Annotated in this window: 17 protein-coding genes; 3 read left to right on the plus strand and 14 right to left on the minus strand. The window is 66.4% G+C overall.

Annotation, left to right across the window (positions count from 1 at the left end):
- Positions 1 to 92 precede the first annotated feature (92 nt).
- The 4 genes from VKI00_RS09895 to dxr are packed head-to-tail and all read right to left on the minus strand — an operon-like array spanning position 93 to position 4624.
- Complete coding sequence (locus VKI00_RS09895; protein WP_324437154.1) at positions 93 to 947, minus strand: GNAT family N-acetyltransferase; 855 nt, start codon at positions 945 to 947, stop codon at positions 93 to 95.
- Between the two features lie 46 nt (positions 948 to 993).
- On the minus strand, positions 994 to 2160 hold the full coding sequence (gene ispG / locus VKI00_RS09900; protein WP_324437157.1) for a flavodoxin-dependent (E)-4-hydroxy-3-methylbut-2-enyl-diphosphate synthase: 1167 nt from the start codon (positions 2158 to 2160) through the stop codon (positions 994 to 996).
- Positions 2161 to 2204: 44 nt separating this feature from the next.
- Positions 2205 to 3410 carry a M50 family metallopeptidase gene (locus VKI00_RS09905; protein WP_324437158.1) on the minus strand — a complete coding sequence of 402 codons (1206 nt, stop codon included), beginning with the start codon at positions 3408 to 3410 and terminating at the stop codon, positions 2205 to 2207.
- Positions 3407 to 4624, minus strand: a complete 1218-nt coding sequence (dxr, locus tag VKI00_RS09910) for a 1-deoxy-D-xylulose-5-phosphate reductoisomerase (protein WP_414687162.1) — start codon at positions 4622 to 4624, stop codon at positions 3407 to 3409. The genes VKI00_RS09905 and dxr overlap by 4 nt, the downstream gene beginning before the upstream one ends.
- 38 nt (positions 4625 to 4662) lie before the next feature.
- Between dxr and VKI00_RS09915 the strand changes: the two genes are divergently transcribed.
- Positions 4663 to 4917, plus strand: coding sequence for a DUF2631 domain-containing protein (locus VKI00_RS09915; RefSeq protein WP_324437160.1), 255 nt, complete (start codon positions 4663 to 4665; stop codon positions 4915 to 4917).
- A gap of 5 nt (positions 4918 to 4922) precedes the next feature.
- Here VKI00_RS09915 and VKI00_RS09920 read toward each other — a convergent pair whose 3' ends face one another.
- From VKI00_RS09920 to pyrH, 8 genes are all read right to left on the minus strand, one after another.
- Complete coding sequence (locus VKI00_RS09920) at positions 4923 to 5732, minus strand: DUF4097 family beta strand repeat-containing protein (RefSeq protein ID WP_324437161.1); 810 nt, start codon at positions 5730 to 5732, stop codon at positions 4923 to 4925.
- Positions 5733 to 5754: 22 nt separating this feature from the next.
- On the minus strand, positions 5755 to 6234 hold the full coding sequence (locus VKI00_RS09925; RefSeq protein WP_324437163.1) for a histidine kinase: 480 nt from the start codon (positions 6232 to 6234) through the stop codon (positions 5755 to 5757).
- 57 nt (positions 6235 to 6291) lie between these two features.
- Positions 6292 to 7173: a cytochrome c biogenesis CcdA family protein gene (locus VKI00_RS09930; protein ID WP_324437165.1), complete on the minus strand. Its 882-nt coding sequence runs from the start codon at positions 7171 to 7173 to the stop codon at positions 6292 to 6294.
- A 16-nt stretch (positions 7174 to 7189) separates the two neighbouring features.
- Positions 7190 to 7690, minus strand: coding sequence for a protein disulfide oxidoreductase (locus tag VKI00_RS09935; protein WP_324437167.1), 501 nt, complete (start codon positions 7688 to 7690; stop codon positions 7190 to 7192).
- A gap of 68 nt (positions 7691 to 7758) precedes the next feature.
- Entirely contained in the window at positions 7759 to 8838 is a 1080-nt protein-coding gene (gene rlmN, locus VKI00_RS09940; protein WP_324437169.1) for a 23S rRNA (adenine(2503)-C(2))-methyltransferase RlmN, read from the minus strand.
- 41 nt (positions 8839 to 8879) lie between these two features.
- The gene (locus VKI00_RS09945) at positions 8880 to 9806 is read right to left on the minus strand and encodes a phosphatidate cytidylyltransferase (protein WP_324437171.1); all 927 of its coding nucleotides are present in this window, start codon (positions 9804 to 9806) and stop codon (positions 8880 to 8882) included.
- Between the two features lie 23 nt (positions 9807 to 9829).
- Positions 9830 to 10387 (minus strand): ribosome recycling factor, encoded by a 558-nt coding sequence (gene frr, locus VKI00_RS09950; RefSeq protein ID WP_324437173.1) that lies wholly within the window; start codon positions 10385 to 10387, stop codon positions 9830 to 9832.
- 125 nt (positions 10388 to 10512) lie between these two features.
- Positions 10513 to 11328: a UMP kinase gene (pyrH, locus tag VKI00_RS09955; RefSeq protein ID WP_324437175.1), complete on the minus strand. Its 816-nt coding sequence runs from the start codon at positions 11326 to 11328 to the stop codon at positions 10513 to 10515.
- Positions 11329 to 11810: 482 nt separating this feature from the next.
- Here pyrH and VKI00_RS09960 point away from each other — a divergent pair, with 482 nt between their 5' ends.
- Positions 11811 to 12053 (plus strand): CsbD family protein, encoded by a 243-nt coding sequence (locus VKI00_RS09960; RefSeq protein ID WP_324437177.1) that lies wholly within the window; start codon positions 11811 to 11813, stop codon positions 12051 to 12053.
- Between the two features lie 56 nt (positions 12054 to 12109).
- On the opposite strand, the gene VKI00_RS09965 is transcribed toward VKI00_RS09960, so the two are convergent.
- Entirely contained in the window at positions 12110 to 13045 is a 936-nt protein-coding gene (locus tag VKI00_RS09965; RefSeq protein WP_324437178.1) for a lysophospholipid acyltransferase family protein, read from the minus strand.
- Between the two features lie 205 nt (positions 13046 to 13250).
- Positions 13251 to 14078 carry an STAS domain-containing protein gene (locus VKI00_RS09970; RefSeq protein ID WP_324437180.1) on the minus strand — a complete coding sequence of 276 codons (828 nt, stop codon included), beginning with the start codon at positions 14076 to 14078 and terminating at the stop codon, positions 13251 to 13253.
- Between the two features lie 297 nt (positions 14079 to 14375).
- Between VKI00_RS09970 and VKI00_RS09975 the strand changes: the two genes are divergently transcribed.
- Positions 14376 to 15887, plus strand: a complete 1512-nt coding sequence (locus VKI00_RS09975) for an IS1634 family transposase (protein ID WP_422656525.1) — start codon at positions 14376 to 14378, stop codon at positions 15885 to 15887.
- Positions 15888 to 15981: the final 94 nt, after the last annotated feature.

Consider the following 15981-nt stretch of genomic DNA (forward strand, 5'->3'; position numbering starts at 1 on the left):
CGGGAAGGCACACCGAGATCGAACCGTTACTTCCGTCTGAACCTCGGCCGCGTCCGACGTCGACGAGTTGCTCGCGTGCGCCCGCGACCGTACTAGTCCAGTAGCACGGTCGCGAAGGTGCCCACCTGGGTGAACCCCACCCGGGCGTACGCCGCCCGCGCCACGGTGTTGAAGTTGTTGACATACAGGCTCGCGATGCGCCCGCTGCCGACGACGGCCGCGACCACCGCCGCCGTCCCCGCGGTGCCCAGCCCGCGGCCCCGGTATTCGGGATGCACCCAGACTCCCTGAATCTGGCCGACCGCCGGAGACTGCGACCCGACCTCGGCCTTGAAGATCACCTCGCCGTGCTCGAACCGGGCCCATGCCCGACCGGCGGCGATCAGTCCCGCCACCCGACGGCGATACCCGCGGCCGCCGTCGCCAAGGCGTGGGTCGATACCGACCTCGCCGATGAACATGTCGATCGCGGCGACCAGGTAGGAGTCCAGCTCGTCGATCCGGACGCGCCGCACGCCGGCGTCCGCCGGGCACGACGGTGCGGACGACATGGCCATCAGCGGCTGACGCTCCCGCACATCGCGAGCCGGGCCCCAGGTGTGCTCGAGCCTGCGCCACATGGGCACCACCAGTTCGGCGCGCCCCACCAGGGACGAGCAGCGCCGCGCCGTGGCCATCGCCTTGTCAGCGAACGCATTCAGGTCCTGCAGCGTGCCGCGCAGCGGGATCAGGTTCGCACCCGCATAGCACAACGATTCCGCGGCGCCGCGCCGGCTCCACAGCTCACCGCCGATCGCCGTCGGCTCGACACCGTGATCGGCGACGCGGGCGGCCACCATGCAGGAGCCGACTGGGTCGGCATCGAGAACCCGTTGCACCGCTCCGGCGTCGCGCGCCACCGTGACCCGTCGCTCGTCGACCAGTCGAAAGATCGGTGGAGCCGACATCGGAGCTCTTTCCTGCCGTCGTCACGGCCGCTGACGAGTTACTTCATCAGCTTACGGTCACCACCGGCGAACCGCTGGCAGATGACCCGGGACCGCCTTCGGTGGCGCGCTCCTCCGCGATCCGCATCGCTTCCTCGATCAACGTCTCGACAATCTGCGACTCGGGAACGGTCTTGATGACCTCGCCGCGAACGAAGATCTGGCCCTTGCCGTTCCCGGAAGCCACACCCAGGTCGGCCTCGCGAGCTTCCCCCGGGCCGTTGACGACACAGCCCATCACCGCCACGCGCAGCGGCACCTCGAGCCCGTCGAGCCCGGCGGCGACCTCGTTGGCCAGCGTGTAGACGTCGACTTGAGCGCGCCCGCACGATGGGCACGACACGATCTCCAGCGACCGCGGCCGCAGGTTCAGCGACTCGAGGATCTGGTTGCCGACCTTGACCTCTTCCACCGGCGGCGCCGAGAGCGACACCCGGATCGTGTCACCGACGCCGCGCGACAACAGCGCGCCGAACGCGACGGCCGACTTGATCGTGCCCTGGAACGCCGGCCCCGCCTCGGTGACGCCGAGGTGCAACGGGTAGTCGCACTGCGCGGCAAGCTGCTCATAGGCGGCGACCATGATCACCGGGTCGTTGTGCTTGACGCTGATCTTGATGTCGCCGAAGCCGTGCTCCTCGAACAGCGAGGCCTCCCACAGCGCCGACTCGACCAGCGCCTCGGGCGTGGCCTTGCCGTACTTCTCCATGAACCGCTTGTCCAGCGAGCCGGCGTTCACCCCGATGCGGATCGGGATGCCGGCCGCCGCCGCGGCCTTGGCGACCTCGCCGACCCGGCCGTCGAATTCCTTGATGTTGCCGGGGTTTACCCGCACCGCTGCGCAACCGGCGTCGATGGCGGCGAAGATGTACTTCGGCTGGAAGTGGATGTCGGCGATGACCGGGATCTGGCTCTTCTTGGCGATCGCCGGTAACGCGTCGGCGTCTTCCTGACGTGGGCACGCCACCCGGACGATGTCGCAGCCGGTGGCGGTCAACTCGGCGATCTGCTGCAAGGTCGAGTTGATGTCGTGGGTCTTGGTGGTGCACATCGACTGCACCGAAATCGGATAATCGCTACCCACCCCGACGTCGCGGACCATCAGCTGCCGCGTCTTGCGTCGTGGCGCCAGCGTGGGCGCCGGGGCTGCCGGCATGCCCAGACCTGTGGTCACGGTTTGCCTTCGCCTCCCTTCTTTCCGCGAGCCATCTGTTAGGCCTACTGGAACAGTCGGATCGGGTTGACCACGTCGGCGGTCACCGTCAACAGCATGTAACCGACCACCAGCACCAAGACTACGTAGGTTGCGGGCATCAGCTTGAGGTAGTTGACCGGCGCCGCCGCGACTTTGCCGCGGGCCGACCGGACCATGTTGCGCAGCTTTTCATACAGCGCGATGGCGATGTGCCCGCCGTCGAATGGGAGCAACGGCAGCAGGTTGATGACGCCCAGGATGAAGTTCAGCTGAGCGAGGAACAACCAGAACGCCATCCAGACGCCGTGGTCGACGGTGTCCCCGCCGATGATGCTGGCGCCGACGACGCTGATCGGCGTATCGAGGGACCGCTGCCCGCCGCCGATCGCGTGGATCAGCGCCCCGATCTTGGTCGGGATGGCCACCAGCGACTTGCCCAGCAGTACCGACAGGTTGCCGGTGAAGGCAAAGGTGGCCGGTACCGCGGTGACGACGTTGTACGGCGTCGGCCGGGGTTCGGCGCCCATCACGCCCATCACCCCGATCGTCGACGGCTTCGCACCACCCTTGCCGTCGGTGACGTAGCGCTGCCGCTGCGCGATGTCGACGTACTTGGTCATCGTTTGGCCGTCGCGCTTGATCACGATCGGAACGGTGCCGTGCAGTTTTTGCACCGCGGCGGCCATGTCGGAGAAGTCGGTGACCGGGGTGTTGCCGACCTTGATCACCACATCTCCGGCCCGGATACCGGCGAGGGCCGCAGGTCCGTCGCCGGTGCACTTCTCGAACTGGCCTTGTTTGAGTTCCGAAGCCGCACAAGCGGTTTGACCGATGACCGCGGTGGGGTGCAGGTTCGGCAGTCCCCAGGTGACCGCGATGGCATAGATCAGCACCAAACCGATGACGAAGTTCATGCCCGGGCCGGCGAACAACACCGCGACGCGTTTCCAGGTCTTCTGCTTGTACATCGCCCGGTCATGCTCGTCGGGCGCAAGTTCCTCCACCGACGTCATGCCGGCGATGTCGCAGAACCCGCCGGCCGGAATGGCTTTGAGGCCGTACTCCGTGTCGCCGCGCCGGGTCGACCAGAGCGTGGGACCGAAGCCCACGAAATAGCGCCGCACCTTCATCCCGGTGCCAAGAGCGGCCCACATGTGACCGCACTCGTGCAGCGCCACCGAAATCAGGATGGCGAGCGCAAACAGCACGATGCCGATAACAAACATCATCGCGTTGGTAGAACCTCCTGTAGGACCGCGCTGCGCGCCCGCTCCCGGGCCCAGCGCTGCGCGTCGAGTACGTCTTCCACGGTAGCGGGTTCGGCGGCCCACTGGTCGGCGGCGCTCAGGACCTCGGCGATTGTTCGCACAATGGCCGGAAAACCGATCCGCCCGGCCAGGAAAGCCTCGGCTGCTTCTTCATTGGCGGCGTTGTAGACGGCGGTCATGCAGCCGCCCGTCTCGCCGGCCTGCCGGGCCAGCTCGACCGCCGGGAAGACCCGGGTGTCCAGCGGCTCGAACTCCCAGCTCGACGCGGTGGAGAAATCGCAGGCCGCGGCCACCGCGGGCACTCTGGCCGGCCAGCCGAGCGCCAGCGCGATCGGCAGCTTCATGTCCGGCGGACTGGCCTGCGCGATCGTCGAGCCGTCGGTGAACGTGACCATGGAATGCACAATCGACTGCGGGTGCACCACGACTTCGATGCGCCGGTACGGGATGCCGAAGAGCAGGTGGGCTTCGATCAGCTCGAGTCCCTTGTTGACCAGCGACGCCGAGTTCAGGGTGTTCATCGGCCCCATCGACCAGGTCGGATGGGCGCCGGCCTGTTCGGGCGTGACGTGCTCGAGGTCGACGGCCGACCAGCCACGGAATGGCCCGCCGGAGGCGGTGAGCACCAGCTTGGCCACCTCGTCCGGGGAGCCGCCGCGCAGGCATTGCGCGAGCGCGGAGTGCTCGGAGTCCACCGGCACGATCTGGCCGGGTCGCGCCGCCTGCAGCACCAGCGGTCCGCCGGCGATCAGGGATTCCTTGTTCGCCAGGGCCAGTCGGGCGTCGGTGGCCAGTGCGGTCAGCGTGGGCTGCAGCCCGAGCGCGCCGACCAGCGCGTTGAGCACGACGTCGGCCTCGGTGTTCTCGATCAGCCGCGTGACCGCGTCGGGCCCGTGGTAGGTGACGTCGCCGACGGTCTGAGCTGCGCGTTCGTCGGCGACGGCGATGTTGGTGACGCCGGTTTCAGCGCGCTGCTGGGCCAGTAGGTCCGGGTTTGCGCCGCCGGCCGCCAGTCCGACCAGCTCGAAGCGATCCGGGTTGGCGGCGATGACGTCCAGCGCCTGGGTGCCGATGGAGCCGGTACTGCCCAGCACCAGGGTCTTGAGGCGGCGGTTGGTCACCCACTTATTGTGCCGCGCCTCCGCAACCCGCGATGTGCCAGAATGTCGAGGCATCCCGAATGTCGGAGTTGATCCCAACTGGAGGAGTCGCCGTGGCCGGTACCGAGGTGGAGCGCAGCAGCGGTGTTGACATCGCCGACGTGCCATCCGCGATCTGGGGCTGGAGCAAGATCAACCACCGCAACTGGCACATCGTAGGCCTGTGCATCGTCGGCCTTTTGCTGCTGATGTTGGACGGCAACCACGTCGGCCACATCGAGAACCTGTACTTGATCGGCTTCGCCGCGCTGGCGCTCTTCTTCGTTGTGCGGGACTGGTGGGGCCGCCGACGCGGCTGGCTCAGGTAGGCAGCTCAGCCGGCGGCGCTGTGCGTCGCAACCGCCCGGTGGATGTCGATGTCGCTGGAGCCGGTGCGCACGTGAATCAGCAGCGTGTCGTCGCCCTCGGCGGGTCCATCGGCGGACTCCAGCCGGTTGGTGACCGCGCCTGAGCCGGTGATCAAGTCCAACCGGGCGGCAGTGCCTTCGACGACCCCGACGCCGACCTCACCGCTGCTGGTGAATGCCGAGATCGCGCCGCGTACTGCGGTCGTGACGGTGACCGATCCCGACGCCGTCTGGGCGCGCAGGCCGCCGCACAGCCGCGCAACGCTGAGGTCGCCGCTGGCAGCCTTGAACACCAGGTCTCCGTCGAGCTCGCCTATCGTCGCGTTGCCGGACGCCGTCGCGACCGACGCGTCGCCGGCGACTCCCTGCACGGTGATCGAGCCGGAAGCGGTGGCCGCCTTGAGATTTCCCTCGACGTCGTCGACGTCGACGTCGCCGCTGGCCGAGGTGATCTTGCAGTCGGCAAACGCGCCCTCGGCGCGAACATCGGCGGAGGCCACCGACGCTTTCAGCCGGGACCGCGAGGGCAGCGCGATGTCGATGTCGACTGCGCCGCCGCGGAACAGCGCGAAGCCGCGCCGTGCGGAAACCGTGAGCTTGCCGTTGTCGTAGTGCACCTGAATCTGGTCGGCTGCGCGGACGTCGGCAGCGCGGGCCTCGTCGTGGGCGCGCACCGTCACGACCGTGTCGTCGCGGTCCGTGGCGACGAGCCGGACGGAGCCGGCCGCGGCCTCGACGCGCACCGCGATGGGCTCAGGGGTGTCGAAAGTGGGCATGTCTTCTCCTTCAACGGGGGTGTCAGCGCACCCAGCCGGTTACGTGCCGGGCGCTGCCGGGTGCGGCCCGGCCGGCTTTGGACTGGACGGCGGCCGCGACCGCGCGGACCAGCCAGGCGTTCAGCGACGACCCGTCGTGGCGCGTCGCGGCTTCGACCGCCGCCCGCAGACTCTCCGGGAGCCGCAGGGTGATTCGCCAGGTGCCGCCTTCGTCGTCGCCGAACGCGACGTCGAACGCCTGGTGAGCCGCCGGCTCGTCGAGTGGCGCACTGACGACGAACTCGGGATCGCGGCCGCGCAGCCGGAGCTCTACCGAGCGTGGAGCGAGCTCGCTGGTGATCTCTTCGACGCCGGCCGACAGCGCTTCGAGCAGTGCCAATCGGATCGCCGACTCCAGTGGCGCGCTGAGCCGATCGGCCAGCGCTTGCGCCTCAGCGCCGCCGGCCGCGGCGGCCAGGTTCAACTCGTGGCGTACCGCGTCCACGTACGGCTGCAAATCCATGGTGTCATGGTGACATCATTTTGATGTCACCGCAAGCATCAACTTGGTGCGCGCAGGTCAACTACGCCGTGCCCGTCGGTACCAGGCGCCGACGAGTGCGCACGCCACCAGCACCGCGAACGCCAGGACCCACGGCCCTCCGCCGTGCTGGTGCACCCAGCCGGCGAGCGCGCCTTGTGCGCGGCCGGCTGCTGCGAGCACCGCATCGGACCCGAGGGCGTGCGCGCTATGCAGTCGGATCTCGTAGAACGCGTAATAGCCGACATAGACGCCAACGAGGATCAGCAGCGCGCCGCTGATCCGGTTGACGTACGGCAAGATTCGCCGCAGCCGATTCACCACCGCCGAGCTCGCGATCGCGGCGGCGATGGCGAGTACGCCGACGACCAGGGTCAGACCCGCGATGTAGGCGAGATAGATCGACGCGCTTCCGATCAGCGAGCCGCGACGTAGGCCAGCAGCGGTGACCGCCAGAAACGGGCCGACGGTGCATGACAGCGAGGCGATCGCGTAGCTGACGCCGTAGCCGTACATGGAGCCGAGCCGAGCCGTCGGAGCCCATCGCCCGCCCGGATGCCGGGGTGTCAACAGCGTCAGCTCGCGACCTAGCAACAGCCAAATCCCCAGGGCGACAAGCACGATGCCGATCGCCACGACCAGATACGGCAGATACCGCTGCACGGTGGCGCCGGCCGATATGGTGAGCGCTCCGAACAGCCCAAATACTGTCAAAAATCCCAGGCCCATCCCGGCGGTCGCCGCCAAGGCTCGGCCGACCGCGGTCAATCCCGTCGACGTAGTGGTCCGGGTCTCGGGATCACCGGCGCCCTCCCCGCGTACCACCAGCACGAGATAGGCGGGCAGCATGGCGAAACCGCATGGATTCAGCGCCGCGACCAGTCCGGCGGCGAACGCCAAGCTGACTAGGCCTTGGTCCACGAATGCCGCTGTGCCGTTACTTCAGCGCCGTAACCCGACCGGACAACTCTTGCTGGGACATCGCCGCGGTGGGGTTGTTCACAAACGAGGACGTTCCATCAGAGTTGTAGAACACCCACGCCGGCTGCCAGGGCACGTTGTAGCGGGCCCAGATCGAGCCATCGGTGTCATTGACGTTGGTGAAGTTCAGGTTGTACTTCGAGACGAAGTTCTGCATCGCCCCAACATCGGAATGAGCCGCGACGCCCACAAAGGTGACAGCCGGATTGGCGGCGGCCACCTGGCTTAGGCCAGGAGCTTCGGCGTTGCAGAACGGGCACCACGGCGTCCAGAACCACAGCACGGCGCGCTTGCCCTGTAAGCCTGCGCCGTTGAACGGCGCACCGCTGAGGGTGGTCCCGTTGAATAGCAATCGATCGTCGGCCGCCAGCACCCGCGGCGCCGTGCTCAGCCCGAGAACCAGGGCGGCAGCTGCCAGGCCGAGCGCCAATCTTCCAAGCGAGAGTCGGACTCTCATATGTTCGTCTCCTTTGCTGTACACAGTGGTTGACGTTGGTTGCCGTCGTCCGGTTCAAGCGGCCGTGCTCAGCCGTCGGCGGCGAGCTGGCCGCACGCTGCGGCGATCTCGCGACCGCGGGTGTCGCGCACGGTGCAGGGCACGCCCGCGACGCGGACCCGCCGGACGAACTCCCGCTCAGCGGGCTTCGGACTGGCATCCCAGTCGCTGCCCGGCGTCGGGTTCAGCGGAATGACGTTCACATGCACCAGCGGACCGAGCGCGCGATGCAGCCGCTTACCGAGCAGGTCTGCGCGCCACGGTTGGTCGTTGACATCGCGAATCAGGGCATATTCCACCGAAATCCGTCGACCGGTGACGTCGGCGTAGTAGCGGGCAGCATCGATCGCTTCGCCGATCTTCCACCGGGTGTTGACCGGCACCAGCGTGTCGCGCAGCTCGTCGTCAGGGGCGTGCAGTGACAGCGCCAGCGTCACCCCGAGCCGCTCGTCGGCGAGTTTGCGGATCGCCGGGGCCAGTCCGACCGTCGACACCGTCACCGATCGCGCCGAGATCCCGAAACCTCCCGTGATGCCACGCACCGCCGCCAGCACCCTGGCGTAGTTGGCCAGCGGCTCCCCCATCCCCATGAACACCACATTGGACAGCCGGTCTCCGCAGTCGTCACGCAGCGCCACCGCCGCGGCGCGTACTTGCTCGACGATCTCGGCGGTCGACAGGTTTCGGGTCAGGCCGCCCTGGCCGGTAGCGCAGAACGGGCAGGCCATGCCGCAGCCCGCCTGCGATGAAATGCACACCGTGTTGCGCTGCGGGTAGCGCATCAGCACCGACTCGAAGGTGGTGCCATCGACGGCCCGCCACAGCGTCTTTCGAGTCTGGCCGGCGTCGCACGCGATTTCCCGGGTGGCAGTCAGCAGGTTCGGAAAGAGGGCTTCGGCCACCTGGCCGCGGACCGCGGCCGGCAGATCGGTCATCTGCTGCGGGTCGGCGATCAGCCGACCGTAGTACTGGTGGGCGAGTTGTTTGGCGCGAAACGGCGGCAGGCCCAGTGCCGCGACGGCGTCCACGCGTGCGGCCTCATCAAGGTCGGCCAGATGCCGCGGCGGCAGCCCTCGACGCGGCGCCTCGAACACCAGCTGTTGCTTCATCCCACGACCAGTATCCGTCCTCGCCGAGGCCGCAGCGGCCGTCAGCCCACCAGCGTGAGGAAGATCCAGGTCGCGACCGCCGACGGTAAGGCTCCATCCAGTCGGTCCATCAGCCCGCCGTGGCCGGGCAGAATCCGGCCCATGTCCTTAATGCCCAGGTCACGCTTGATCTGCGATTCCACCAGGTCGCCCAGGGTGGCAGTGGCCACCAGCGTGAAGCCCAATAGCACCCCGACCCAAATCGGTTTGTGCACCAGCAGGATCGCGGTCAGCGCGGTCGCGGTAACCCCGAACAACAGCGAACCGGCCAGGCCCTCCCACGACTTGTTCGGGCTGATCGCCGGGACCATCAGATGCTTTCCGAACAGCACGCCCACCGCGTAGCCGCCGACGTCGGAACACACCACGCCGATCATCAAGCAGAACACCCGCCCCGAGCCGTCGTGCGGATAGACCAGCAGCACACTGAACGACGCGAACAACGGCACCCAGGCGGCCAAGAAGACCGTGGCCGCCACATCCCTCAAATAGTTGGATGACGAGTCGGCGCGGGCCGAGCCGTCCGGCGGGTGCGGGCCTTTGAGCGCCAGCCGCCAGAACATGCAGACCACGGCCGTGGCGCCGAAGCCGCCGAGCGCGCCGGCCGCATGAAACGGCCAGGTCAGCCAGACCGTGGCCTGGCCACCGATCAGAAGCGGAATGACCGGGATGACGTAACCGGCCTCGCGCAGCCGGCGCACCACCTCGTGTGAGGCCATGGCGATGGCGGCGGCGACCAGTGGGACCCACAGGTATCGATCAAATATCAGGATCGCGACGATGGTGACGGCGAGGGCCCCGCCAACGGCGATGGCGGCCGGCAGATTTCGGCCGGCCCGAGACTTCTTCGGCTTGTTCTGCTTCTTCGCCAGGGGCTGTTGCACCGAGCCTTCGGCCGGGGTGTCTGCGCCGGTATCAGTGTCTGCCACGGAAGTCGTTAGCTGAACGGCCGCTAGACCTCCAGCAGCTCGCCTTCTTTGTGCTTGACCAGTTCGTCGATCTGCGTCACGTACTGGTGGGTGGTCTTGTCCAGGTCCTTCTCCGCGCGCGCGACCTCGTCCTCACCGGCCTCGCCCTCCTTGCGGATGCGGTGCAGTTCCTCCATCGCCTTGCGGCGGATGTTTCGCACCGAGACCCTGGCGTCTTCGCCCTTGGCTTTGGCTTGCTTGACGAGTTCGCGACGGCGTTCCTCGGTCAGCTGGGGTACCGCAACGCGGATCAGTGTGCCGTCGTTGGTCGGGTTCACCCCGAGGTCGGAGTTACGAATCGCCGTCTCGATGGGCCCGAGCTGGCTCGCCTCGTACGGCTTGATGACGACGAGGCGCGCTTCCGGAACGTTGATGCTGGCCAATTGGGTGATCGGGGTGGCCGAACCGTAGTAGTCGATCGCGATGCGGGAGAACATCCCCGGGGTGGCGCGGCCGGTCCGGATGCTCGACATGTCGTCACGGCTGACCGACACCGCTTTCTCCATCTTCTCTTCGGCGTCGAAGAGAGTTTCGTCAATCATCTGCGCCGCTCCTTCTCATCGCTGCGCGCTGCATAATCGCCGGCAGTCCGCATGGTCGCCGGCCGGCTGGACCCTTGCGCCGCTCCTCAGCATCGCTCCGCTCTGCATCGTCGCCGGCTGGGCCATCAGCTCGTGACCAGCGTTCCGATCTTCTCACCCGCAACCGCGCGAGCAATATTGCCATCGGTCAGCAGGTTGAACACCAGAATCGGCATGCCATTGTCCATGCACAAACTGAATGCGGTGGCGTCGGCCACCCGCAGCCCCCGCTCGATGACTTCCCGGTGCGTGATAGCGGTGAGCAACTCGGCCCGAGGATTCACTCGCGGGTCCTCAGTGAAGACGCCATCGACGGCCTTGGCCATCAAGACCACCTCAGCGCCGATCTCCAGTGCCCGCTGCGCGGCCGTGGTATCGGTCGAGAAGTACGGCAGCCCCATGCCGGCGCCGAAGATCACCACACGCCCTTTTTCCAAGTGCCGCCGCGCGCGCAGCGGAATGTACGGTTCGGCGACCTGGCCCATCGTAATGGCGGTCTGGACCCGGGTGACGATGCCCGCTTTCTCTAGAAAGTCTTGCAACGCAAGGCTATTCATGACCGTGCCGAGCATCCCCATATAGTCCGAGCGGGTGCGCTCCATACCGCGTTGCTGAAGCTGTGCACCCCGGAAGAAGTTGCCACCGCCAATGACGACGGCAACCTGCACGCCGGTGCGCACTACCTCAGCGATCTGGCGCGCCACCTGGGCCACCACATCGGGATCAAGCCCGACCTGTCCGCCGCCGAACATCTCGCCGCCGAGTTTGAGCAGTACGCGGGAATACTTGGCCCGACCCACCGATTCACCAGCGGGATATCCGTCGGGAGAAAATGCATCGGCGCCGTTGGTGCTCGTCGGCTCCTGCTCCGTCATCAGACTCCTCGCATGGGAGAACGCCATCCAGCTCTCCGCCGGGACGGCAAACCCAAACAGCAGGGTCCATCCTGCCTTATGGCCGCGGTCTGCGTGCCGAGACTGGACTGGATTGTGCAAGTGCCCGCTTGGCAACTAGCCCGGTCGGGGCGCCGGCACGGATAGCCGCCAAGGTGCTATTGCGCGGGCACGCTGGGCCCGGACATATCCCAGCGGGTGGGGGCCGAAGGCCCTGGACACGAATTGCTGTTGTGCGGCAACCGTATTCAGGCAGACGTCGCCCGGCCCGATGCACCCGTGTTCGCGGTCACAGCGACCAATTTTCGCCGCCCCACCAGCAGTGATGATCTCGCCGCCGCGACTACCCGGCAGACCGGGGTTTGAGCGCACCGCGTCATGGGAATGCCCACGACGCGGTGCGAAAGACCCGGGGGTAAATAGTCAGGGCTGACTTGCCTTTCGGGCGCGCCGCAACCGGTCCAGCAATCGAGCCACTGAGGAGGGACTCCATGTCGGACGACAAAAAGAGTGGACCAGAAGAAGCGGTAAAGGGCGTCGTCGAGGGCGCCAAGGGCCTGGCCAAGGAAGCTGTGGGTAGCGTGCTCGGCAAAGAAGATCTCGAGCGCGAGGGCGAGGCTCAGCAGGACAAGGCGCAATCGCAGCGCAACGCCGCCAAGAAGGAAGGCGAAGCCGAAGCGGCTCGGGGCGCTGCCGCAGCGGCCGAAAAGCGCGAGCAGGCCCACCAGAAGTAGACCATCGCATCAGCCGACGAGGCCCGGTCCGCGACGGACCGGGCCCGTCGTTTGCTCTAACCGAATACCGGCAGTGCCCGCTTGCGGGCCAACGCGTTCATCCCGCGCTGAATGCTGCCTTCTACCTCGTCATACTTACGGTCGACGTATTCGTCATCGTCGGCGCGCGCCGGGTCGTGGTCGAGTTCGACCGCCGGCATGAAGCGAGTCCTGATCTTGGCGGGCAGCGGCAGCTGCGGCAGAGCGGCAGGGGCGATCCCCCACGGCAGCGAGATGGCGAGCGGAAACACCTTGAGCCGCAACAGCCGGTCCAATCGTAGAGCTCGCGAAAGCCGGTCACCACGAATCAACACCGGCATGGCATCGGCGCCGCCAACGGTTGCGATCGGCACGATCGGCACTCCAGCGCGAATTGCCATCTTCACGAAGCCTTTTCGGCCGGCGAGGTTTGCCTGATCGCGCTCGGCCCACGGCCGCAGCGAGTCCACCTCGCCGCCGGGCCATAACGCCACATCGCGACCTTCGGCCAGCGCGGTCGCGATGGCGTCCGGCGCCGCGGGTAGCACGCCCATCGAGCGGAAGTAGTCGCCGAACCCCGGAATGGCCATCAATGCGTCGTGGGCAGTGCCATGCAGTTGACGCTCTTGGCCGAACCGCCGCCACCACTGCACGCCGACGGTCCATGCGTCCCAGACAAACGGGGCACCGGAGTGAATGCCGACCAGCAAAGCCGGCGGATCTCCGACGTTTTCCCAGCCGTCGATCTCCATTCGAAACCAGTAGTCCACCAGCAGATTCCAGAAGAACTTCTGACGCTGCATGGTGGTCTCATCGAAGCCTCTGAGATCCCATTCGCCGGCCCGCTCGGCGACCCAGCCGCTGAGGCCGCCCTCTTGGCTCTCGCGCTTGTCCTCCATCAAGGCTCGCGCCTGATCGGCGTGCTGGCGGGCCTGCTCACGCAGTTTCGCAGATCTATGGTCGTTAGAACTCATACTTGCTCCAATTGGGCGTCGCTGGTAGCGCTGCAGTACCCACCCACGCCGGCCTCAAACACCGCCGCGCACATGTGTCCACAACAGGCCAACGCCACTTACGTATACGGCGAGAATCGGGCTGGCGCGCGCGGTGAAAGCGCCGACTTACAAATGGCGCCGAACGGCTGGGCGGCGCTCCCCCGCTGGGCTGCCGAAGTAACTCTCAGAAGCGGTTTTCCGGGCCGACCACAGCCCAGACGGTGTTGCCGGCCGCGCTCGTGTAACTGCCCCAAACCCGACAGTTGGCGACGACGAGATCGAGGCCCGAGACGGGGTCACCAATGGACTTCCGACGCCCAACGTTCTCGATGTCCACGTGCTGCACCGCCACCGCGACGGTGGAGCCGTTGGTTTCCAGTCGAAGCGACAATCCGCTGTCGGTATCCGCGAGGGCCAATTCAACCAGCTCGGTGGCGACGACGGACACCGTATGGATGAAGTCGGTCCTCGACCAACCAGTCAACCACTGAGCGACGAATTCTCGGGAACGGTGAATGCTGCTTTTCACCGGCGGCAGCGTTGCGACGGCGCGCCGCCGGTACCGGCGCAGTCCATCCGCGGCCAGCTCGGTGATTGCGGACTCCACGTCGTGGTAGACCGGCACGTAGCGAGTTATCCCGTTGCGGCGCAGAGCATTCTGGCCGTGATCGTGGGCGCATACCATGCCAATGGGGATGTCCGGCCATTCGGCGACTTGCCAGCGGGCGCTGGTGAACACGGCCCAGGCCGGATCGTCACGAACCGTGAGCGTGTTGACGTCGATGATGACCGCGAGAGGCTCATCGAGCGCGGCTTTGACAATGGCGTCGCGCAGCGGAACATAGCTCGTTTCGTCCAGCAGACCGTCGATGCTGAGCACTCGGGTGTCGTCTACTGCAGAAGCCGTGATGCGCAGCTCGCTCCGGTGGCCGGCCACGATCCACTGTTCATCCCGGGGCTGCGGCAACGCCGGACAACTCATCGATTCACCCGACCAAACCTCGGTTCGCACGTGCTGCTTGCCCCGAAGCGAACCTACCTCGTCCGAACCGAGGTTGCCAGCGGCGGCTGATTAATTAACTACTTCAGGATTTTAACAAATCCGCATGCTAGAGCGTGGGCGAACGTAACGCCGCGGACGTCGTTGTCAGGGGCTGAGACACACGTGGTGCCACGACCGATGAGAGGCGATTGTGACCTGACTTGGCTCACGTTCGACGCTCCCGCGCGTCTGCGACCGGTTTACCTGCTGTTTTGTGTTGGGGTTCGATGGAATTTGGACACTAAAGCGGGGCTTTAAGCTGCGCTGGTGGCGTTCGTACGCACGGTGAAGACTGCCTCTGGGGCGACGGCGGTGCAGATCGTGTGGTCCTGGCGGCGGGGTTCACGCTCGATCGAGCACATCGGCTCGGCTCACGACGCGGTCGAGTTGGCGGCGTTGAAGACTGCTGCGGCTGGACGGTTGGCGGCCGGGCAAACCGAGCTGGACCTGGGGCTTTTCAAAGGGGTCGAGCCCGGCGCTTTGCCGATCATCTCCTCGCGGATGAGCCACCTGTGGAACGCGCTGTGTGCCGCCTACCGAGTGCTGAGTTTTGAATCGGTGGCCAAGGGCGACAACGTGTTTCGTGATCTGGTGTTGGCGCGGGTCATCGAGCCGACGAGTAAGGTCGACGCCGCTCGAGTACTGACCGAGGTCGGTGTTGAGCCGGCCTCGTATGCCACGGTCAAACGTCGGCTGCCGATCTATGCCAAACCGTCGTGGCGCCAATCGCTGGCCAGGGCGTGCGCACGTCATGCCGGCCTTAAGCCAGCGTCGCTGGTCCTGTTCGACGTGTCCACTTTGTACTTCGACACCGATGCGGCCGATGGGTTCCGCGAGCCCGGCTTCTCCAAAGAACGCCGCCTGGACCCGCAGATCACCATCGGTCTGCTCACCGATGCGAGTGGGTTCCCGCTGACGGTGGCGGCGTTCGAGGGCAATAAGGCCGAGACCGCCACCATGCTGCCAGTGATCAACGGGTTCAAGGCTGCTCACCAGTTGACCGACGTTACCGTGGTCGCCGATGCCGCCATGGTCTCTGAGGCCAACCAGATCGCGCTCGTCGCTGCCGGGTTGTCGTTCATCCTCGGCACCCGCATCCCGTTTTTGCCCGATGTGGTGCGCGAATGGCGCGACAAACACCCCGGCGAGCAGGTCCCTGAGGGGTTGGTGCTGACCCAGCCGTGGCCATCCACCAGCGCGGAGAAAGCCCGCGGGATCCCCGATCGAGTCATCTACTACCAGTACCGGCACGACCGGGCCCGGCGCACGCTGCGCGGTATCGACGAACAGGTCGCCAAAGCCGAACGTGCGGTCGACGGGAAAGCTCCGGTCAAACGCAACCGCTACATCCAACTCACCGGTGCGACCAAATCGGTGAATCGGGATCTGGAAGCCAAAACCCGGGCGCTGGCCGGCTGGAAGGGCTACACCACCAACCTCACCGCCGCAACACCGCAGTTCGTCATCGACGCCTACCACCAGCTGTGGCGCATCGAGAAGAGTTTCCGCATGTCCAAACACGACCTGCAAGCCCGGCCGATCTACCACCACCTACGCGAATCCATCGAGGCGCACCTGACCATCGTGTTTGCCGCGCTGGCCGTCACCTACTGGATCGAACACCAGACTGGTTGGAGCATCAAGAAATTCGTGCGCACTGTACGCCGCTACCGCACCGTACAGATCAAAGCCGGCGGGCAGATCCTTACCGCCGCCGACCCGCTACCCGACGACGTGAGCGAAGCCCTCGCCGAAATCAGCAACCGCGTTGAACACTAAATTGAGCCAAGTCGGGGCGAACGTAACGCCGCGGACGTCGTTGTCAGGGGCTGAGACACACGTGGTGCCACGACCGATGAGAGGCGATTGTGAC

Origin of the sequence: Mycobacterium sp., assembly GCF_035314665.1 — a bacterium.
Taxonomy (GTDB): Bacteria; Actinomycetota; Actinomycetes; order Mycobacteriales; family Mycobacteriaceae; genus Mycobacterium.